Genomic DNA, 22,084 nt, shown 5'->3' with positions numbered 1-22,084 from the left:
TTAAAAGTAAGAACTTTTGCCACTTTGTCCCTTTCCTTTCCTTGAATAGTAAATTGGTCTTCATTAACTAATCGGCAAAGGGGCATATTGTCTTAAATTACCTATAAAATAAAAAGAAATTTTCATAATTAGAATTGCTGACTTTGATTGACATAAAGGTATTTTATAGTATATTGAGTATAGGCTCTTCAATAAAGGTCAGTGGGAGACCATGACCCGACGTTGGGACAACCCACTACGCCCCAACCATTAGGGGATTGATTTAGAAGTGATGAGGATAGATGAGAAATGGACAAAATGAGTTCCAGGGATTATGAGATAGCTATAAGATTAAAGAAAAGATTATCAGAGTTTGTTCAGATTATAGAGCTTATAGTTTTTGGTTCGCGAGCCAGAGGCAATCCGGATGAATATTCAGATATGGATGTATTTGTAAAGGTTGCCTATCTTGATAATGAGATTAAAGAGAGAATCTCTGATGTTGTATGGGAGGTAGGGTTTGAAAGCTTTATGTTTATTTCTCCCCTTATTTGTAGCAAAGAAGAGGCAGAGAATACACCCTTGCGGTCAGCACCAATAATAAAGAATATTTCAGAGCAAGGAGTAAGTATATGACAGACAAGCAAGCTCTCTTTTCCTACCGCCTCACACAGGCAAAAGAAACCCTTGTTGATGCAGAGATGATGCTGCAAGGTAATCTAACCCCAAGATCTATCTTGAATAGAGCTTACTATTCTATGTTTTACGCTATATTAGCACTATTTTTGAATGAAGATGTGCCTATAAAGACATCAAAGCATATTGGAGTTATTTCTATATTTGATAAAGAGTTTGTGCATACAGGTAAGATCGACAAGCATTATTCAAAGATACTCCATAAGATGTTTGAGATACGACAAGAAGGTGATTATAAGGAATTTATAGAAATATCAGTAGACGAAGCCGATAAATATGTTAAATATACAAGAGAATTTCTACAAAAGATAGAAGAGATTATCAGGAAAAAGAGTTGGGTATAAATTATTGAGATAACCGCTGGGACAATTTGTAACTTATGGCTATATAACCACTTACTTGTAGGGAAAATCCACCCCCTACCCCCGCCAGCGGGGGACAACCTTGTGGGTGTCCGTTTGTTTGATTCGTTGCTTTTTTGGAAGGGGGACAAGGGAGTAGCATCACTGACACTCTGTCCCTACTACTATGTCAAGTTATTTAACGGATTGCATATATAGTCTAAGCCAGTCTTAGACTATATTAATTTAATATATGAGAGTGAGGTAATAAAAGATGGATAGCGAAAGAAAGATAGCGTATTTTACTATGGAAATCGGAATAGATCAACACCTTCCTACTTATAGTGGAGGTTTAGGAATATTGGCTGGAGATACAGTCCGTTCTTTTGCTGACTTAAAAGTACCGGTTGTTGGCGTTACCTTGTTATATCGAAAAGGTTATTTTTCTCAAAAGTTAGATAAAGATGGAAATCAAAAAGAGCTTCCATTTAAATGGAATCCTGAGGATTATTTACAACTTTTATCTCCAAATGTTAGTGTGGAAATAGAAGGAAGAAAAGTAGTAGTAATGGCCTGGCAATATGTGGTGGTAGGAGTAAGTGGATTTAAAGTACCGATAATATTTTTAGATACTGATGTTAAAGATAATAGTGAATATGATCGAACACTGACCCACTCTCTTTATGGAGGCGATAGCAAATATAGGCTTTCTCAAGAGATTGTTTTAGGAATAGGTGGAGTTCGCATGCTTTATGTTTTAGGTTATAGAGATATAAAAAAGTACCATATGAACGAAGGGCACCCAAGTTTGTTAACCTTAGAACTTTTAAAAAGATATAAAAAAAACATTGAAGAGACATGGGATGAAAGACTCGCTTGGAATGTAGATGCAGTTAGGGAACTTTGCGTCTTTACCACTCATACTCCTGTTCCCGCTGGTCATGATAAGTTTAGTTATGACTTAGTTTGGAATGTTTTGGGAGAGTTTATTCCTTTTGATCTTCTCAAAAAGTTAGGTGGCCAAGATTCTTTAAACATGACTTATTTGGCTTTAAATTGTAGTAAGTTTGTCAATGGAGTAGCTAAGAAGCACAGCGAGGTATCACAACAGATGTTTCCTCAATACTCCGTAGGTTCTATTACTAATGGTGTTCACTCTTATGCTTGGACTTGTCAAGAATATCGGGATCTTTATGATAAGTATATTCCCGGGTGGACCAAAGATCCTTTTACTTTAAGACATGCCGCTAGTATTCCCAAGCCAGAAATTTGGAATGCCCATTGCCAAGCCAAGAAAAGGCTGATCGATTATGTAAATAAAGAGACTAACATTGGTATGGATTATAAAACATTTACCATGGGATTTGCCAGAAGATCTGCTACTTACAAAAGATCTACCCTTGTCTTCACCAATCCAAAGAAATTAGTAGAAATCGCTAAAAAAGTAGGCAAGTTTCAAATTATCTTTGCTGGCAAAGCTCATCCTCAAGATGAACCTGGAAAGTATTTAATAAAAAAGATTCACCAACATATTAAAGAACTAAAGAATGAGATTAAGATAGTTTACTTAGAAGAATATAATATGGAATTAGGAAAGTTAATTACCTCTGGGGTAGATATTTGGTTAAATAATCCCAAGAGACCGATGGAGGCTTCAGGGACTTCTGGAATGAAAGCTTCTCATAATGGAATACCAAATTTTAGTATTTTAGATGGCTGGTGGATAGAAGGACATATTGAAGGAATTACCGGGTGGTCAATTGGAGAAAAAGGAAAACTTGATCAAGATGATCTTGATGAAAAAAATGCCGAAGAATTTTATGCAAAATTAAAGACCACCATTCTCCCGATGTATTATCAAAGAGAATGGCAGTGGGTAGATATTATGCAATGTAGCATTGCCTTTAATGCTTCCTTCTTTAATACCCATCGCATGGTGCAGCAATATATTTCTAATGCTTACTTTGATTAAGAGATAATTTAACTTATGTCCTTTGTCATTCCCGCAAAGCTTATCCTTAAGTTTTATCGGGAAGCAGATTATAACTTAACTATAAACTTATTTAATTTGAATCTTCTGGCGACGGTTCTTCTGGCATAATTTCTTTGTCAGAGCTATTTTTTTCTTCATTTGCTTCTTCTTCTTTTTCTTCTTCGCGCATGAGCTTTATTTTTTCCTCTAAATTACAGTAAATAATGGTCTGAGCTAAGTTAGAGTAAACCATAGGAATAGAGACCACATACAATCCAAGAAATGCTAAAAATATCCAAATAATTGTACTGGTAATCTTTAAAAAGATGGGTGAAGATTTACCAATGGCTGTAAGTAACACAAAAAATTTAACCTCACCTACGCCAGCCATGACCACACTCCCCCCTAAATAAAGAGCCAACAAGGCAATACCTATTACCGTTATCGTTAAGACAAGGCAAACAAATTTAAATATAAGTTCATAACCTATTAATTTCCAGAAATTTGAAATAACCACAAAGAATAAGTCACAGACCGCTCCAAAAGTATCGTCTTCTTCAACCGCAATAATAGAAGGTAAAAGGACTAAACCAAAAGAAAAGACTAAGCCAAGAAAAAGAATTAAAAGCCCTCCTAAAAAGATTGGAATCACTGAGAAAGATAAGATTAGTTCACCCAGATAAGTAATTTTACCAATTGAACCACCAATATATAAGCTTAAAAAAGTAAAGCCTATCAGAACAATTAAGGCCACCGGAGACAAGACAAAAGATTTAAAATTTTTAAGGCCAAATTTTAGCACCTCATTCATCTCTATGTACTTATCCTTGAGGAGGCTATCTACAGCCATCTTAGAAATTATGCCATTAGTGGTAAAAATAACCATAAAAGAGAAGATAAAACCAAAGGTTAATAAGGTAATTCCAAGTAAACCTAAATGAAAACCATGGGAGCAAGCCATTTCGTAAGGACATTGACTTTCCGATCCAAAAGAATTAAGAAGAATCGTGAAAAGAGAATCAAGCCTTATTCCCGAAGCAAAACAAGCTATTTGGGTAAAAATCAAAAAGAAACACCCAGCAATAATTAAGCCTATCATCTGGATAGATACTTTTTTAGGATCAAAAGAAAACTTAACTACTTTGAAGATATCTCTCCAATTACCTTTAAGTTCTTGATTTACCATCACAAACCCCCTCTAATAAAATTACTTAAAGCAACCGGCAACAGACAGGGATAACCTGTCCGTTGCCGTGCAAACGCCTATCGTCATTTACCTATCGTTATTCTTCTTACATTAAAGGATCCATAGTCAAGACAGGATGTCCTACCTTTTCCAAGAAAGCCATTATTCCTTCTTCCTCAATAATTACAGTTTCATCAGCAATTAATTGGTAAAAGTTTTCTACTCCTTCTTCTTTTCCTCTATTAATAAGGACCTCTTTCATCTCTTCTTTCAATTTCTTAGGCATCCAGACCACTCTCAAGATACCTCCTTCGGCTAACATAAACTTTTTACTACTAATGTAAAACTTGCTATGACCAACAAAACCTGGTACTTGCTGGCCACCCCCTATTGCGCCAGCTAAAGTAGAAAACTTCATTCCACAAGGGGTCATCCCGGCATGGTCACGGTCAACAATCATAATACCATTAGCCATAGGAAGAATAGCCGAGACACACTCAAAACAACCACAAGAAGTCATGGGATCTTGCATAATACTATAAGCATTCATAACTTCTAACTTTTGGTGAGAACCTTTATGAATGGCTTCATTAACTCCTTTCCACTGGCCTAAGATAGGATCGACTATCTCACCTTTAGAGATAGGTTGATTGGGACCATGAGGGTTAATTTCGTAGGCTGCTTTTCCATCTAACCAGTTATAAGCTCCGCAAAGTCCACTCCGTTCTGGAGTAACGATACAAATATGGTCAGGAGCAAAGGATTGACAAAGAGAACAAGTGTAAAAAGTATCTACGGCTTCATCGATAAGGCCTTTTAATCTTTCATCTCGATAATGATAAGTACTTATCGCTTTTTCATATTCTTTCTTTATGGCTTCTGGGTCAGTAATAATCTTTACCTGACCTTTATCCACAATACTACTATATTCCCTTAAGATCCGAGCTAAAAGAATCTTACCAAGGTGGTAAAGTTTAAAACCTTTTTCCTTGGCTGTCTTACTAATACGAATCCAATTGACATTACGTTGACCCATATGAAAGACCCCTTGGGCTTCATTTAAGAATGAATGAATCTGTCGTTCTAAGACAGGTTCAAAGTCAGCTTGCATCCGAGCTCCACCTACCTCAACGATAATGCCTAAAGGAAATTTACTCATCTCTGGTATTTCATCTAAGTCTTTACCAATGACTTCTATCTTTTCATTCTCAATCTCATCTACCTTCTTAGAAGTTACAAATTCAAAAGTTAATTCTTTGTTTCGAACCTGGTTAAACTCAAGGTAAGTATCTTCTTTGCGAATCCGTTCTCCTTCAAAAGCAGGAGCATAAGGAACGGGTATATCTACTTTGGTCTTTACTACCTTTAAGCCCCTTACTTCCAAAGCTCTATCGACCATCTGGTCAAAAGGTACATTTGAGACCACATGTTCATATAAACAAACTCCGGTAGGTAGAATTTCAGGAATATCAGAGTAGCTAATTACTGGAAAGCCATAGTTAATAGCTCCTGCAGCCGTGGCATACCATTCATCAGAAACCTCACCTAAAGCTAAGACAAAGGCAAAGATACGATGTTTATTATAGATAAGGTTTCTTCTAAAATCTCCTGGTGTCACTCCACCAAAAGCCATAGCTGCTCGGGAAGCAAACCCCAGAGCAAGAACGGCTCCATAAATATCTTGACTAAAAGATATTAATCTTGTCTCCCAACCTAACTGGACTCCTTCTTCGTGAAGTTGCGAAGCCATACTTTTTCCCTGGTTATTGGCACACATAAATACATAGAGGTCCTTTTCTTGAAGTTCTCGGACTAATTTTACGGCTGTTTTATTATCAGGACAAGCGCCTACGCAAGCAGCAAATCCTGGCGCGCTGCCATCAACAAATTCTATACCTCGTTCCCTCATAATCTTGTCATCAGCTGCTCCTAACCAGATATTATTTTCGGTAGGAGAGACAGTCATCGTGTAGGGTATGGGATCTTCTAAATACTTCAAAGCTTCAATAATCTCTTCGGCAAATAAGGTAGCCATACCTGCATCTAAGGTATGTCCTAAGTAAGGCAAATGAAAAGCAGGAGAAGGAACTTCAAAAAGTAAGCTTTTAGCCTTGTTTAAAACAAAAATCATATCAGCCAGCTTTTCTACTTTTACTCCTAACATCGCATAAATAACAGGAAGATAGTAAGCAGTATTGGGAAATTCAACCTTCTTATTATTTCCAAACTTCTCCAAAGCTTCATTTAGTCTTTGATCAGCTAAATTTACAATTTTATGAGCTCCTCGAATAGCAGCAGAAGCAATAATTTTAGACATCTTATGTTACCCCCTTCTTTAAAACTTTAACTCTCGGCGCATTTCCATATCATATAGGACTCGTTCTGGTTTTTTATCTATCCCTAAAGCTGCTCGTTTTTTGTCGATATGGTCAATTATTATGTGAGCCATCTTGATAGGATCAGGCTCAAAACTCCACTTACCACCAGTTATCTTTTCGTATTCATTAAATAAGTGGTTACTAAGAGCTTTTGACCCAGTAATAGGAAAAGTTACCCCAAAGACTACCAAAGCTCCAGAAGCTACAAAGTATTGACCAATAGCGATTGCTTTTTCGCTCATCCATTCTGGGGCAGCTCCAGCAATAGGTAGATCAGAATAATCGTCTCCTAACCCTCCTTCAGCTACTACAGCCGAACAAGCTTCTAAAATCCGTGAATTATCGACACAAGATCCCATATGGAGCACCGGAGGTATTCCTACGGTTTCACATACTTCTGCCAAACCTTTTCCAGCAAATTCTTTAGCTGCTTCTGGAACTAATAATCCTGCTTTAGCACAGGCTATAGCAGAACAACCAGTTTGAACTACCAAAACATCGTGAGCGATTAATTCTTTTACTAAAGTTAGATGAGAAAAATCGTGAGGAGTCTTTGGATTATTGCAACCCACCACTCCAACTACTCCCCTGATGCGACCATTAATAATATTATCATTTAAAGGCTTATAAGAACCCCGAAAGCTTCCTCCTAACATATAGTTAATGGATTCATGGGTAAAACCAGCAATTAACTCCATCTTTTCCTTAGGAATATTTACTTTTCCTCTTTTTGGAAAATTCTTAATAGCCCTTCGGATAATGTCTTTGGCTACATTTAAAGCACTATGAGGATGAAACTCAAAATGAATAGCACCCGACATCTTAGCTCTTTCATTAGTGGTAATAATTTCTGTATGAAAGCATTTAGCAATGCGAGGAAGAGATTGAAATACACATTGCACATCTACTACCATAGCTTCTACCGCCCCAGTAATTAAGGCTAATTCTTGTTGAAGAAAATTGCCAGCTATTGGAATACCATGGCGCATTAAGATTTCATTAGAGGTGCAACAAATACCAGAGATGTTTATGCCAGTAGCTCCGTTCTTACCAGCTAGATCTAAAAGCTCTGAATCTCGGGAAGCAAGGACGATCATTTCAGAAAGCAAGGGATCATGCCCATGAACGATAATATTTACTTGATCTTCTTTTAAGACACCTAAATTTACAGAAGCTCGTATGGGAATTGGAGTTTTAAACATGATATCTTGTAAGGCCGTGGCAATCATAGAACCACCATAGCCATCAGCTAAAGCACAACGGCTTCCCTGGCGGAGTAGATTTCGATAATCCTGGTCTACGCCAATAGAAGTACGGTGCATTAACTCAACTATTTCTCGGTCAATTCCTCGAGGAGTAACACCCATCTCCTTCCAGAGTTTTTGTCTTTTTTTAGGAACTCTATTTTTTATAAAGTTTAGTTCTCCTTCTTGTCTTCCAAAATCTTCTAATAACTTTTCACCTACTTCAAGAGCTAACTTATTTTTATCTTTATCTTGGGTGTCAATACCGATATCATTAGCTACTGATTTAAGTTTTTCTTCATCTTTAATTTCATATCCAGAAATTTCTCCTTTGGCCGCAGCGATGAAAGTTAAAACTACTTCCCGGGCATGGTCGCTATGAGCAGCAGAGCCTGCCGCTATCATTCGAGAAAAATTACGAGCTGCAATAGTTCCAACCGTTGCTCCACAAACACTTACTTTACCTCCGTGTTCCTGCTCTTCTTCTGTTTCTCCTTTAACATTAATTCGACAAGGACCCATAGCACAGTTTTTACAACAAGTACCGGTGCTGCCAAAAGGACAAATCTTCATCTCCTTTGAACGGTCAAAGACCGTTTCGATTCCCTCTCTTTTGGCTTTTTCCAAGATAGTTAAACTTGCTTGGCAAATAGAAACATTTTCTAACATTGAACCTCCTTCTTTTAATAATTTTTTTATAAAAGTTTATACTTTTCTATTTTTACTGCCGCTACTTTTAATTCTGAAATTTTTGATTTAGGATCAAGAGCATGATTAGTTAAGATATTAGCGGCGCTTTCAGCAAAATGAAAAGGCATAAAGACAACCTTTTCCAAAAGACCTTCTTTTATCTTGACCTTAGTAATTATCTCTCCTCTTCTTGAGCTTATCTTTACTCTATCATCTTCCTGTAAGTTTAAATCTTGACTAACTCTTAGACTTACCTCTATAAAACCCTCAGAGCATATCTCATTTAAGCCCTTAGACCTTCTACTCATAGAACCCGTATGGAAGTGGTAGTATATTCTGCCTGTAGTCAAGATAAAAGGATATTCATCATCTGGCCATTCATAGGGAGGAAGATATTCTACCGCATGAAATTTACCTTTTCCCCGAACAAAATTCTCTTTATGGAGATACTTAGTCCCTAAATCATTTAGACTCTTGCATGGCCATTGAAGACCAAAGTGATCAATTCTTTCATAAGTAATACCAACGTAAGCAGGAACTAATTGTCTTATCTCTTCAAATATCTCTTTAGCCTCTCGATAATCCATAGCATAGCCCATAGCTTTAGAAATTTGACTAATAATCTTTCCATCAAGCCAGCTACTACCTACTGGGTTAATAGCCTGACGAACTCTTTGGACTCTTCTTTCTGTATTAGTAAAAGTTCCTTCCTTTTCGGCAAAACTTACTCCCGGAAGAATCACATCAGCTAACCTTGCCGTCTCGGTAAGAAAGATATCTTGGACGACTAAAAATTCCAAAGAATTTAAAGCTCTTTCTACATAATTTATGTCTGGGTCTGAAATCATTGGATTTTCACCCATAATATACATTGCCTTCAAATTTTTTAAACTTGCTTCTTTGAGCATCTCCGGGATAGTTAAACCAACTTTATCACTTAAGGAAACCTGCCATGCTTTCTCGAACTTATCTTTTATCTTTTCGTCAGTAACTCTTTGATAGCCAGGATAAAAAGCAGGTAAGGCTCCTACATCACATGCTCCTTGAACATTATTTTGGCCTCTTAAAGGATTTACCCCGGTTGATTCTTTGCCCACATTTCCTGTGAGCATAGCTAAATTAGCTAAGGATAAAACATTGTCGGTGCCGGTAGTATGTTGAGTAATACCCATGGCATAGATAATCGTAGCTTTTTTAGACTGAGCGTAGATTTTAGCTGCTTTAGTAAGGTCTTCTCCATTTACGCCGGTAATCTCTTTGACATAATCTTTAGTGTATTTAGAAACTACTTCTTTAAGAAGATCAAAATCTTCACAGCGAGTCTCAATAAACTCTTGATCATAAAGATCTTCATCGATAATTATCTTTAATAGGCCATTAATTAAAGCAACATCGCTACCAGGTAGATGTTTTAAGTGAAGGTCAGCTATTTCTGCCAACTCAATTAGGCGGGGATCAATAACTATTAATTTAGCCTTGTTTCTTACCGCTTTCTTTATCTCCACCCCGATAATAGGATGATTTTCTGTAGGGTTAGAGCCAATAATTAAGATACAATCGGTGTCTTTAATTTCAGAAATAGAATTAGTCATCGCTCCACTTCCAAAAGAAGCTGCTAAGCCAACCACACTTGGAGCATGACATAAGCGGGCGCAATTGTCAACATTATTAGTACCAACCACTGCCCTGATAAACTTTTGAAAGAGATAATTTTCTTCATTGGTACATTTAGCAGAAGCCATTCCCGCCAAGCTATCGGAGCCATATTTCTCTATTATATCCTTAAATTTTAAGGATATAATAGAGATGGCTTCTTCCCAACTAACTTTTTTAAATTCACCGGTAGTCTTATCTTTTATCAGAGGAGAAGTTAAACGGTCGGGATGATTTACAAAATCAAGACCAAACTTACCTTTAACACACAAATTACCATTATTGACACTTTCATCTTCAAAAGAAGTAACTTTAATAATCTGGTTATCTTTAGTATTTAAGACCAAAGAACAACCACAACCGCAATAAGGACAAATAGTTACTGTCTTTTGGAATTCCCAACTTCGTCCTCTTCCCAAGGCCATCTTTTCCAAAAGAGCGCCGGTAGGACAAACAGAAACACAATTACCACAAAAAGCACAACTTGTATCTTTTAGAGATTTATCAAAATAAGTACCTATTTTAGTAGAAAAACCTCGATGAAGGTAATCAATAGCATTTTTTCCTTGTTCTTCGCAAGTAGCTACACAACGACCACAAAGGATACATTTGTTATAATCCCGCTCCATAAACGGGTTGGAGGTATCAATTAGATATTGAGTCTTTTCTCCTTTAAAGTTGGTCGTAGTTATCCCTAATTCATAGGCATATTTTTGGAGCTTACAGACACCATTCTTCTCGCAGGTAAGACAATCTGTTGGGTGATTAGATAAGAGCAGGTCTAAAATTAATCGTCGGGCATTAAGCACTCGTTCGGTTGCTGTCTTCACCTTCATTCCGGCGCTCACCGGATAAGAACAAGAAGCAACTAACGTCCTTGCCCCTTCTACCTCTACCACGCATAACCGACAGCTGCTTGTTGGTAAAAGGCTTTTATGATAACACAAATGGGGAATCTTAATCCCAACAGATTTAGCCGCTTGCAGGATAGTTGCGCTTTCCTCTACGGTAACTGTTTTTCCATCAATAGTTAATTCAATCATTAAATTGCTCCTTATTATTTCCTATGTCCGGTTTTCGTTAATAACTACTATAATTAGAATTGCTGGATCGCCCTTTCATCGGCATTTTCAAATCCCCCTCCTGTCCCCCTTTGGAAAAGGGGGAAGTAAAAAAGAATCTCCTTATTCAACTCACATCTTTCTTTTACAATTCCCCTCTTTAACAAAGAGGGGTTAGGGGAGATTTATATCGTTTTGACTCAATTAGAATAAAAAGAAATTTTCATAATGAGAATTGCTGAGATAAACATCCTCAAACGAGATATTATTTTCCTCAAGGAGATTAAGATATTTAATAATAGTTTTCCTGATCATTCCAGAATTTGTTTCTTGAGCCATAGTCGCAGCTCCTTTATTTTACTAATATTGGTTTCTGTATACTCCTTTGTACATTTCTGATAAAATTCGTGTTTATAATCTGGATATCGGACATTAATATTAAAAGTTGTTATCAGTACAAGGTCATCTTTTTGTTCTTCAGTCTGCGTAAATCTTTTTCTGCCTTATCAATCCAGTTGTTTATTAGATCTCTCTTTGTTTTCATATAAAACCTTACCCTTTTTAATCACATCCGTAATAAATGCTTCCTTTACTTCTTTCCAATCATCAATCTCTTTTTGTGTGTAGACAAGTATATCTTTGGGAATATCGGTAATTCCCCACAGATATCTTCTAACCTCCCTTGCTCTTTTATACCTTGGCAGCAGACTATTTTTTACAACCAATATATCCAGATCACTATCTTCTGTAGGATGTCCATCGGCATAAGAACCAAAGAGAATAATCTTTTCCGGCTTATAATTATCCCTTATTCTTCCTGTAATCTCCTCTATTTGCTCATGGGTAATCATCTGTTTTTACTTCCCCATTGAGGGCCATTGCCATACCCTTGACTAATAATCGTATAACCATATTCCTTTGCCCAGATGTGTCCAGCCTTTTCTAATTGACTATTCCCACAATTTAAGAAATCCGTAGCCATTTCCTCGTTTCCATATTTATTTAGGGCATCAATAAGGATAGGGATAAATTTTTGCTCACTCTTACTAATAAAGAATGAATGGGCGCCGGCTGCAAAAGCAAGGTCATCCTTTGCCTTTTTAAGCCAGAGACTTGCCGCTACCTTATTCTTTCCCATACAAGACAATTCCTTTTGATAAAATTGTTCGAATGAAAATACTGTTTATTACTTTTGCCGCTTCCCATTCCTCCGGGGTATAAACAAGGGGTTCAACTGGATATTTAATCCCAAACTCTCTTCTTATGTTCTGCATTACCTCTACTACCCTATCTACAAACCGTTTAGATGTCTTTTTTATGATTAGCAAATCTATATCTGAGTATCTTTTCTCTGTCTCACTTCCATAAGAACCAAATAAGATTATCCTCTCAGGTTTATATTCGGTAGTTATAAAGTCAACCAATCTCTTTAATCCGGATAAGCCCTTAAGTTTTGTATCCATAATTTTCTCATCCTTTTTGAATTGTTCCCCAAAAATTTAACCTCCACAATCCTTATATATGCCAAGAGAACTCCTTCAGTTTCTTTTCAACTGTTTTTATTCCATCAATTGCAAGTTCCCATTCCTGAGATTAGGGTTCATAATCTTTTTAAGTTTTATTTAAGCTTTAGTAATGGTAAGTAAGGTGATTCGGGACGCGGAGAGAGAGTTTTCTTATTGCAATCAACGATTAAGTCCAATTCCTCAAGGACAATTTGCCCCACCAAAGGTTCACTGCCTGGGGGACCAACAATGCAGTCTGTATCCATTGCCCTTTTCCCTATTTTTAAAGTCAACCCTCCAGCTATATCTCTTTCCTCCTTTTGTTCATTGGCATAGGTAACTATTACTTTTCTTGTTGATTCCAACCCTAGTTCTTCTACCATGTCCTGAGGTAACATAACCATTATTGCCCCTGTATCGACAAGGGCTTTACATTTCAGACTTCGAATCTCCTGTTCTTTGATAAACCCTCTTTTAAAGGTATATCTATCACCAAAATTTTCTAACTCAACCTCAACAATTACTTCACCCATAAAATTCACTCCTTTTTATGACATCTAATGCATCTTTTGGCTTCATTGACAGCCATCTCGCGGGTAAAGCCTAACTCCACCTCTTCAAACCCCTTCACCCTCTCCTCCTTTTCCAGGGTACGCATAATAGGCCTCTGTTTCTTTGCCTTTATTGGCGTTTTTTCCTTCCTCTCTTCAATCAACAATGGTCTTCTTGCTTCAATGACAACATCTTTACTTACTTGACCATCATTCAGGTATTTGTCAATGGCAACCCCTGCTTTACTTCCAGAGTCTATGGCCCCAATTACTGTCGCCGGGCCAGTAACAACATCACCACCAGCAAATACTTGTGGCAGGTTAGTTACCCTGGTCTGCTTATCTACCTTTATCATTCCTGAATTTGTTAGCTCTATCTTGTCTTTCAAGAAACCAGTGGCTACATCCCTGCCTGTGGCTAATATAACCATATCAACCTCTAATATAAGTTCTGAGCCTTTAATCGGCTCAATGATTCTTCTTCCTGTCTTATCAAAGAATTCTGTCAGCTGCATCCCGATACATTCAATAGCTACTACACGGCCATTTTCGCTCAGAATTTTCTTTGGTGTAATTAATGTTTTTATCTTTACCCCTTCATGCTCTGCGGCTTCAATTTCTTCAGGGTCAGCTGTTATCTCCTCCTTTGAATGGCTATAGAGTAAAATAACATCAGAGGCAGAAAATCTGATAGCTGTTCTGGCAGAATCAATCGCCCCATTACTTCCACCAATCACGGCTACCTTTTTTCCTATCTCAATCTGATTGCCGAGGTTGACATTACGAAGGAAATCCAGGGCGTGGATTACCCCCTTTGTCTCCTCTCCTTCAATCCCTATTTTTTTGCTCATACCAGATCCGGTACTCACAAAAACAGCATTGTACTCCTTAACTATGTCGTCAAACTTAATATCCTTACCAACCTCTATATTTGTTTTTATCTCTACTCCCAGGTCAAGGATATTATCTATCTCCAACTTAAGTATTTTCTTTGGCATCCGATAATTAGGGATTCCGACCGCCAGCATACCACCTGGTGTTTCTAATGCCTCAAATATAGTTATCTGGTATCCCTTTCGTGCCAGATAACAGGCACAAGCCAGTCCCGCAGGTCCTGCACCAATAATCGCTACCCTTTCTGCTCGCCGGAATTTGACATTAGGTTTAAGTCCTCTACTTTCTAACCTTACCTCAAGGTCAGCGACAAATCGTTTCAGTCCACGCAAAGCTACTGGTTCGTCAATTTCTGCCCGTTTGCATCTGGTTTCACAGGGACGATGGCAGACCCGACCACAAATAGAAGGAAATGGATTGCGTTCCTTGATTAACGTCAATGCCTCTTCAAATTTCTCCTGGGCAATCAAGGCAACATAACCGTGCACCTCAATATTTACCGGACAGGTATCTGAGCACGGTGCGGTATAAAGTTCATCACACACATGGGCATAACACTTTTTCTCTTTGATATGCTCTTCATACTCATCACGGAAATTTTCAAGGGTAGAAAGGACTGGATTAGGAGCTGTCTGGCCTAAACCACATAGGGATGTGTCTTTGATAATCTTGCTCATTCTTATCAAGATGCCTATATCCTCTTCCTTTCCTTTTCCTTGTGTAATTCTGGTCAGTATTTCCAGCATTCTTTTTGTGCCGATACGGCAGGTCGTGCATTTCCCACAGGATTCACTCTGGACGAATTCTAAGATGAAACCGGCACTTTCCACTATACAATCAGTTTCATCCATAATAATCATACCGCCGGAACCTATCATCGCGCCGGCGGCAATTAAGGTATCATAATCTATTTGCAAATCAAGGTGTTGATTTGTCAGGTAACCGCCGGAAGGACCCCCTAATTGCACCGCCTTAAACTTTCTGCCTTTGGGAATACCGCCGCCAATTCCGAAGATTACCTCTCGCAAGGTAGTTCCCATAGGCACCTCTACTAACCCGGTATTATTTATCTTGCCGGCTAAGACAAAAATTTTTGTCCCCTTAGACTTCTCAGTACCAATTTTAGCGTACTCTTCACCGCCATCTAAAATAATACTACGGATATTAGCGAAGGTTTCCACATTATTGATATTGCTTGGTTTACCAAAGAGTCCGGATTGAGCAGGAAAAGGCGGTCTTGGTTTTGGCATACCGCGTTTACCCTCAATAGAGGCAATTAAGGCGGTCTCTTCACCACAGACAAAAGCCCCTGCCCCTTCCTTAATCTTCAGATGAAAACTAAAATCCGTTCCAAGGATATTATCTCCTGACAAACCAAGCTCTTTTGCTTGTTGGATAGCTATTTTAATGTGCTTGACAGCCAAAGGGTATTCTGCTCTCACATAGACATATCCCTCTGATGTGCCAATGGCATAAGCGGCTATGAGCATACCCTCCATAACTAAATGAGGATTACCTTCAAGAAGACTGCGGTCCATAAAGACTCCCGGGTCGCCTTCATCGGCATTGCAGATAAGATATTTGGGATTCCCTATCGCCTTTCTGCAAAATTCCCATTTTAAGCCTGTAGGAAAACCGCCACCACCCCTACCACACAAACCCGATTTTTTAACATCCTCGATTACTTCCTCAGGGGTCATAGAACTAAGCACCTTACTCAAGGCAGAATAACCACCACGCTCAATATAATCCTCAATTTTAGCCGGGTCAATCCGTCCATTATCAGCCAGAACTATCCTTTTTTGCCTGGCATAAAAAGGCACTTCATGCTCATGGATAATCTTTTTGCCCAATACCGGGTCTTCGTAGAGAAGTCGCTCAATGATTTCACCGTTTAGAATAGTGCGAGAGATAATCTCATGGACATCTTCAATAGCCACCCTTTGATAGAATATTCCTTTAGGTAATATGACTACCACAGGTCCCTTCTCACAAAAACCGCGGCAGCCAGCCCGCTTTATTTTTACCTTATCGGTCAGATTATGTTTCTTAATCCCTTCAATAAAGGCATTTATTACTCCTTCTGCGCCAAAGGCAATACATCCTGTCCCAGCACAAATAGTGATGCAGAGTTTGTCAGGGTCTTTAGATTTATTGAGTGACTCTCGATATTGATTCAATTCTTCAACGGATTTTAATCTCATTCTTCTAACTCCTTCAATATTTTCTCTATTGAAATCTTTACATCAGGAACTCTTAATTTAATGGTTTCCCATAAAGTATCAGAATCAACTCCAAAATATTCGTGGATTAATTTATCCCTCATTCCAGCCATTCTTTTCCATGGAATTTCAGGGAATTTCTCTTTTATTTCCCCCGGTATATTTTTAACTGCCTCTCCTATAATTTCAAAGCATCGGATTACTGCATAAACCGTTTTTTCATCATTAATAAATTCATCAAGGGAAAGACCTTTGGTAAATCTTTCTATTTTCTCTATTTCATTTATTATATCGTTAATATAATCCACATATGTTCTTTTCTTCTTAGACATAGACCACTTCCTCTAATATGTGCCTACCTATTCTAGGTTTAAGTACCTTTTTCATCACAAGATCAACCTTTACACCTATTAGGTCTGACAAATATTCTTCTAATTCAAGAAAAAGGAAGAAATCTATAGAACCTCCAAATTCTACAAGCACATCAAGGTCGCTTTTTTGTTTTTCTTCTCCTCTTACATAAGAACCGAAAATACCAATCTCTTTTACGCTATATTTTTCCTTGATATCTTTTTTATGGTTCACCAATATTTCTTTAATTCTTTCAATGGAAATCTTATTCCTCATAGTTTTATCGTTCATTCTTTACCTCTTGTAGAATCTGTGGTTACTACAAACATAGGAGGCAGTGCCTTGAATTAAATTTGCCATGGCAATCTTTCCCTCTACGATGGGTGATTTTACCCATCTACCCTTCTTAATATTGCCTTAAGATAGTAGCAATCTTTTTAGGTGTCATCTTACCAAAGTAATCCTTGTTAATCATTATTACCGGGGATAAGGCACAAGCACCAAGACAGGCAACGGTTTCAAAGGTAAATTTAAGGTCAGAAGATGTCTTGCCTTCTTTAAGATTGAGGCTATTTTCAATAGTTGAAATTATCTTTTTTGCCCCCTGGACATGGCAGGCCGTTCCCCGGCAGGCTTTGACGATATATTTGCCGTGCGGGGTCAAAAAGAACTGGGAATAAAAGGTGACGACACCATAAACCTTGGAAGGTGGAATCTTTAAGCCAAGGGCAATAAGGCTTAATACTTCTTCTGATAAATACCCCATTACCTCCTGAGCTTCTTGAAGAACAGGAATTAAAGAACCTTTTTCCTTGGATCTTTCTATGATATTTAAAATCTTTTGTCTTTCTTCTGCTTTCATCTATCTCTCTTGAATTAGGAGTACAAAGAAGCTAATGTATGGATAATATCTGAGGTAGATAATATTCCACAAGGATAGTGTTTTATTTCGTTAGTCTCTTGATAAAGAATATCTTGTTTTACTATTAAACGGTGAATATTCTTTTCCTTCATGAGACGACAAGCAACATCTAAACCTTCTTCTTTATCAATAGTGATCACGGGGGCGCTCATCACTTCTTTTACTTTGATCAGGCTTAAATCTTGATCATAAATCCTGATGATATCAACTTCAGATAAGACGGCTCTTAGTTCGCCATCTTTTGAAGTTACCACCAAAGCACTGACATAAGAATCAGCTAAGATTTCTACGGCATCTTTAACTAAAGATTCTTCAGGAATGGAGATTACTCCTCTGGTCATTACTTCCTTAACTTTAATATCATTAATCATGGTTGCTCCTTTAAAGAAAAATTTAATCTTTAAATGTGATTTCTCCTCATTTTCTTAAAGTAAAAAGTCTTTCCTTCTTTAAACTCTAATGGTTACAGTCATTATTTTTTTAGTAATTTCAGGATATTTATAAATAAAGAGCAGTTCAGAATCAGTCAGAGGTTTTTGAGTATGAACATTAGCATAACGAACTAACTCTAAAATTTTATGAGCTTCTTTTTCGTCTTTAAACTCAATCTCTAACTTTTCATAAACATTACGAAATCCTTTTATACCACTATACTCTCCTACCGTAATATTTCTGCCGGTCTCAATAATCTCTGGAGCTCCTCTGCCCAGCTCTTCAAAATCATATAATTCATAATTACGACGGTTTTTTAAAGCTCCATCAGCATGAATTCCTGATTCATGAGCAAAAGCATTTGACCCTACTGCTGGTTGATTAGGAGGAATAATTACTCCAAAGGCTAAGGAAGCATATTGGGCTACCTTCCAAGCACAACTCAATTTTACTCTTTCATCTAAAATATACTTGTTTTCAAATCCACTTGATTTTTTAAGAGCTAAGATGATAGAGACTAAATCAGCATTTCCAGCTCGCTCTCCCATACCATTAACACAAGTATTGATATAAGCATCTACGCCTCCATCAATAGCTCCTTTTGCTCCTGCGATAGAGCAAGCCACCGCCATACCTAAGTCATTATGATAATGTAACTCTATCGGTATTTGAATAGCTAAGGCTAAAGCTTTTATCCTTTCATAGGTAGTAAAAGGATCATCGTAGCCTAAAGTATCGCAGTATCTAAATTTACTAGCCCCACTCTCTTTAGCCGCTTGTGAAAATTCCACCAGATAATCTAAGTCGGTCCGAGAAGCATCCTCAGCATTAATGCCTATCGTTTCTATTCCTCCCTCTTTAGCTCTCTTCAATGCCTCAGTCATCATCTTGATAAGATTAGGTTTGTTAGGATCGTCAGACGGTCTTCTTACTACTCTATCCCCAAATTTACCCTGGGTCATTTGAGTGGAAGTTGAGATAGAAAGATTTAGATGTTTTATCTTGGTGTAGCTTAAAGCCTTATCTACATCTTCCGTAATAGCTCGACACCAGCCACTAAGAATTATGGGCTTCAGGATTCCCATTTCAACTAACTCTAAGTTAGCATTAATATAGTCTTGCTCGTGAGAAGTAGCCGGAAAACCCATTTCTGACTGATGGATACCCATCTCATTTAAGTAAAGATTAACTAATGTCTTTTCTAACTTGGCTAATCCCAAGCGGGCAGTTTGAACCCCATCTCGATTAGTAACATCAATCAGGTAAATCTTATTTTTTGGTTTGATAGACATAAAAACTCCTTTTTTTTAAAAATAATTAAATTTTAGCTAAAGTAATAGCTTGCGAAGCTTGATATTTGCCTTTCTTATCAAGATAAGACCTTTGGCAGACTTCGTCTCATTTCCTCCTTTAAAGCCATCTTCTTAATCCAAGCATCGGATTTTATGCTCATCTTTCTCACTCCTCGGTAAAGTTATCCACACTTAGAATATCCACACTGACGACAAACTATACAACCACTCTCTGTTTCAATTACCCCACCACAATCAGGACAAGTTAAACCTATCGAGATTTCTTCAAAAGATGATTTACCTTGATAAAATTCTAAAGTAATCATCTTTTTCTGGTTTTCAAGGAAATGCAAGATTGCTTTTCCAATGGCATCTGGACAAGATAAGGCGCTTATCTTATCACCATTCTTTTCATTAGCTCTTCTTTGGATAGTAGAAAGACATCGAATCCCTTTTAATTGATCGACTAAAGAGTTAACATCGATTCCTGAACGTAAGGCTAAGGAAATCAATCTTCCTGTAGCTTCAGACTGAGAAGGGCACCCCCCGTAACGACCGGTGCTGGTAAATATTTCACAAATACCTCCTTGGTCCCCATTAACCGTTACATATAAATTTCCACAGCCGGTCTTGGCTTTCTCAGTAATGCCCATAGTAATATTAGGCCTGGTTCGAGGTTGCAAGTATTGAGAAAGAGTTTCGGCAACTGCTCCTTTTTCTCCTTTATGGAAAACTTGGAATTTTCTACTCCCATCACGATAAATAGTTACCCCTTTGCAGTTTAATTGATAAGCTAAAAAGTAAACTTTAGCTACATCTTCTTCGCTGGCTTGATGAGGAAAGTTAACTGTCTTCGAGACAGCGTTATCAGTGTATTTCTGAAAGGCAGCTTGCATCCTTATATGCCATTCTGGAGAAATATCATGGGCGGTAACAAAGATTTCTTGAAGATGTTTTGGAATCTTAGAATGGCCTTGAATGGTCCCCTTTTGAGCAACCTCCTTCATAAGTTCAAGGCTATAAAAATTATCTCTTTTAACTACCTCTTCAAAGAGATAATTAGTCTCCACTAATTCGGTATTATCCATAACATTTCTCAAGTAAGAGAGAGCAAAGATAGGTTCAATAGCACTCGAGCAATTAGCAATAATACTAATCGTTCCCGTAGGAGCAATAGTAGTTACTAAAGCATTTCTGAGCTTTAAACCTTCTCCACTATAAACACTATCTTTAAAATTAGGAAAAGTTCCTCTCTTTTCAGCTAATCGACAAGAAACTTCTTTAGCCTTTTCGGTAATAAACTTCATAATTTCTTCAGCTAAAAGTAAAGCTTTTTCACTACAATAAGGTATCTCTAACATAATGAGAAGATCCGCAAATCCCATTATTCCTAAACCTATCTTTCTATTTCCTAAAGTCATTTCTTTTATCTTCTCTAAGGGATATTCATTCATATCGATAACATTATCAAGAAAATGAACCGCCGTCTCTATTATTTGCCTTAATCTTTCCCAGTTAATTTTCTTATCCATAACGATATGGGAGAGATTAATTGAGCCTAAATTGCAACTTTCATAAGGTAAAAGAGGTTGCTCGCCACAAGGATTAGTGCTTTCAATGGTACCTAAATTAGGAGTAGGATTGTCTTTATTTAAACGATCTAAGAAAATAATGCCAGGTTCTCCATTCTTCCAAGCCATCTTGACGATTAAATTAAAGACCTTCAGGGCATTTAATGATTTTACCTTTTCCTTAGTCCGAGGATTAATTAAGTCATATTTTTCATTCTTAACTACTGCTTCCATAAACTTTTCAGTAATTCCAATAGAGATATTAAAATTGGTTAAGATATCGTGATTATTTTTAGCTACGATAATGTCTATCACATCAGGATGATCAACATTGATAATTCCCATATTAGCCCCTCTCCGAGTGCCACCTTGCTTTACTGCTTCCGTAGCAGCATCAAAGACAGCCATAAAAGATAGAGGCCCACTTGAGACACCTTTAGTTGTTTGAACGGCATCATTTTTAGGTCGAAGGCGAGAAAAAGAAAAGCCTGTTCCGCCGCCAGATTTATGAATTAAAGCAGTACTCTTTACGGCATCAAAGATACTTTCCATAGAATCATCAATAGGAAGAACAAAGCAAGCTGATAATTGTTGAAGATTTCCTCCGGCATTCATTAGAGTGGGTGAATTAGGAATAAAGTCTAAATTACTCATCATTTGATAAAAAGATTCTTCGGTCTCTTTTATCTCTGCCTTCTTATCGTATAGTAAGTCAGCTAAAGCAATATTTTGAGCTACTCTTCTAAACATCATCTCAGGAGTCTCAACTACTTTCCCTTGTTTATCCTTCTTTAGATATCTTCTCTCCAAGACTTTTAGAGCATTAGGAGACAGTTTAAGAGAAGATTTGGAAATACTATCTTCTTTTTGGAGATGATTATCTTTCTTGGGGGAATTTAGCTTGGTGTTAGTTAAAGTAGCCACATTTTTTTCCTTAAGATTATAAGTTTATAGATGTCAGTATTGTATACCATTGCCACAAAAAGATGTCAAGAAATAAAAGCCAGCAATTCTAATTATGAAAACTTACAAGACAGATTAACCTAATTTCTACGATTTTCATAGAAACATTAATGAATTTTCCCAAAGTTTGAATTAAAAAGAAACTTAATTTGATTCTAGTTCAGCCTTTTTAATCACACCT

The 22,084-nt window shown here is 37.4% G+C and carries 19 protein-coding genes; 3 read left to right on the top strand and 16 right to left on the bottom strand.

Annotation, left to right across the window (positions count from 1 at the left end):
- Positions 1-288 precede the first annotated feature (288 nt).
- From KJ849_01825 to glgP, 3 genes are all read left to right on the top strand, one after another.
- The gene (locus KJ849_01825; protein MBU2599305.1) at positions 289-615 is read left to right on the top strand and encodes a nucleotidyltransferase domain-containing protein; all 327 of its coding nucleotides are present in this window, start codon (positions 289-291) and stop codon (positions 613-615) included.
- A complete protein-coding gene (locus KJ849_01820; GenBank protein MBU2599304.1) occupies positions 612-1,019 on the top strand; it encodes a HEPN domain-containing protein in 408 nt (135 codons plus the stop codon). Before KJ849_01825 ends, KJ849_01820 begins: the two co-directional genes overlap by 4 nt.
- A gap of 271 nt (positions 1,020-1,290) precedes the next feature.
- Complete coding sequence (glgP, locus tag KJ849_01815) at positions 1,291-2,988, top strand: alpha-glucan family phosphorylase (protein ID MBU2599303.1); 1,698 nt, start codon at positions 1,291-1,293, stop codon at positions 2,986-2,988.
- A 91-nt stretch (positions 2,989-3,079) separates the two neighbouring features.
- Here the strand turns inward: glgP and KJ849_01810 are convergent, their stop codons facing one another.
- The 16 genes from KJ849_01810 to KJ849_01735 all read right to left on the bottom strand — a co-directional run bounded on the left by KJ849_01810 (position 3,080) and on the right by KJ849_01735 (position 21,795).
- The gene (locus KJ849_01810) at positions 3,080-4,174 is read right to left on the bottom strand and encodes a hypothetical protein (protein ID MBU2599302.1); all 1,095 of its coding nucleotides are present in this window, start codon (positions 4,172-4,174) and stop codon (positions 3,080-3,082) included.
- Positions 4,175-4,280: 106 nt separating this feature from the next.
- Positions 4,281-6,491, bottom strand: coding sequence for a CO dehydrogenase/CO-methylating acetyl-CoA synthase complex subunit beta (gene cdhC, locus KJ849_01805; protein MBU2599301.1), 2,211 nt, complete (start codon positions 6,489-6,491; stop codon positions 4,281-4,283).
- Positions 6,492-6,509: 18 nt separating this feature from the next.
- On the bottom strand, positions 6,510-8,465 hold the full coding sequence (gene cooS / locus KJ849_01800) for an anaerobic carbon-monoxide dehydrogenase catalytic subunit (GenBank protein ID MBU2599300.1): 1,956 nt from the start codon (positions 8,463-8,465) through the stop codon (positions 6,510-6,512).
- A 26-nt stretch (positions 8,466-8,491) separates the two neighbouring features.
- Entirely contained in the window at positions 8,492-11,182 is a 2,691-nt protein-coding gene (gene fdhF / locus KJ849_01795; protein ID MBU2599299.1) for a formate dehydrogenase subunit alpha, read from the bottom strand.
- Positions 11,183-11,511: 329 nt separating this feature from the next.
- Complete coding sequence (locus tag KJ849_01790; protein MBU2599298.1) at positions 11,512-11,655, bottom strand: hypothetical protein; 144 nt, start codon at positions 11,653-11,655, stop codon at positions 11,512-11,514.
- Positions 11,656-11,706: 51 nt separating this feature from the next.
- A complete protein-coding gene (locus KJ849_01785; GenBank protein MBU2599297.1) occupies positions 11,707-12,051 on the bottom strand; it encodes a nucleotidyltransferase domain-containing protein in 345 nt (114 codons plus the stop codon).
- Positions 12,048-12,338: a hypothetical protein gene (locus tag KJ849_01780; GenBank protein ID MBU2599296.1), complete on the bottom strand. Its 291-nt coding sequence runs from the start codon at positions 12,336-12,338 to the stop codon at positions 12,048-12,050. The genes KJ849_01785 and KJ849_01780 overlap by 4 nt, the downstream gene beginning before the upstream one ends.
- The gene (locus KJ849_01775) at positions 12,325-12,663 is read right to left on the bottom strand and encodes a nucleotidyltransferase domain-containing protein (GenBank protein ID MBU2599295.1); all 339 of its coding nucleotides are present in this window, start codon (positions 12,661-12,663) and stop codon (positions 12,325-12,327) included. Before KJ849_01775 ends, KJ849_01780 begins: the two co-directional genes overlap by 14 nt.
- Before the next feature lie 155 nt (positions 12,664-12,818).
- Positions 12,819-13,238 (bottom strand): retroviral-like aspartic protease family protein, encoded by a 420-nt coding sequence (locus KJ849_01770; protein MBU2599294.1) that lies wholly within the window; start codon positions 13,236-13,238, stop codon positions 12,819-12,821.
- A gap of 5 nt (positions 13,239-13,243) precedes the next feature.
- Positions 13,244-16,354 carry an FAD-dependent oxidoreductase gene (locus tag KJ849_01765; GenBank protein MBU2599293.1) on the bottom strand — a complete coding sequence of 1,037 codons (3,111 nt, stop codon included), beginning with the start codon at positions 16,352-16,354 and terminating at the stop codon, positions 13,244-13,246.
- The gene (locus KJ849_01760) at positions 16,351-16,704 is read right to left on the bottom strand and encodes a DUF86 domain-containing protein (GenBank protein ID MBU2599292.1); all 354 of its coding nucleotides are present in this window, start codon (positions 16,702-16,704) and stop codon (positions 16,351-16,353) included. The genes KJ849_01765 and KJ849_01760 overlap by 4 nt, the downstream gene beginning before the upstream one ends.
- Positions 16,697-16,999, bottom strand: coding sequence for a nucleotidyltransferase family protein (locus KJ849_01755; protein MBU2599291.1), 303 nt, complete (start codon positions 16,997-16,999; stop codon positions 16,697-16,699). Before KJ849_01755 ends, KJ849_01760 begins: the two co-directional genes overlap by 8 nt.
- Positions 17,000-17,129: 130 nt before the next feature.
- Positions 17,130-17,585: an NADH-quinone oxidoreductase subunit NuoE gene (gene nuoE / locus KJ849_01750; GenBank protein ID MBU2599290.1), complete on the bottom strand. Its 456-nt coding sequence runs from the start codon at positions 17,583-17,585 to the stop codon at positions 17,130-17,132.
- Between the two features lie 14 nt (positions 17,586-17,599).
- Positions 17,600-18,016, bottom strand: a complete 417-nt coding sequence (locus KJ849_01745; protein MBU2599289.1) for a CBS domain-containing protein — start codon at positions 18,014-18,016, stop codon at positions 17,600-17,602.
- Between the two features lie 78 nt (positions 18,017-18,094).
- Positions 18,095-19,369: a homocitrate synthase gene (locus KJ849_01740; protein ID MBU2599288.1), complete on the bottom strand. Its 1,275-nt coding sequence runs from the start codon at positions 19,367-19,369 to the stop codon at positions 18,095-18,097.
- 182 nt (positions 19,370-19,551) lie between these two features.
- Entirely contained in the window at positions 19,552-21,795 is a 2,244-nt protein-coding gene (locus tag KJ849_01735) for a vitamin B12-dependent ribonucleotide reductase (GenBank protein MBU2599287.1), read from the bottom strand.
- Between the last annotated feature and the right edge of the window lie 289 nt (positions 21,796-22,084).

The organism is bacterium (assembly GCA_018830565.1).
Taxonomy (GTDB): domain Bacteria; phylum UBA9089; class JAHJRX01; order JAHJRX01; family JAHJRX01; genus JAHJRX01.
The sequence above is the reverse complement of the archived record's forward strand: the minus strand, read 5'-3'. Positions and strand labels throughout refer to the sequence as shown.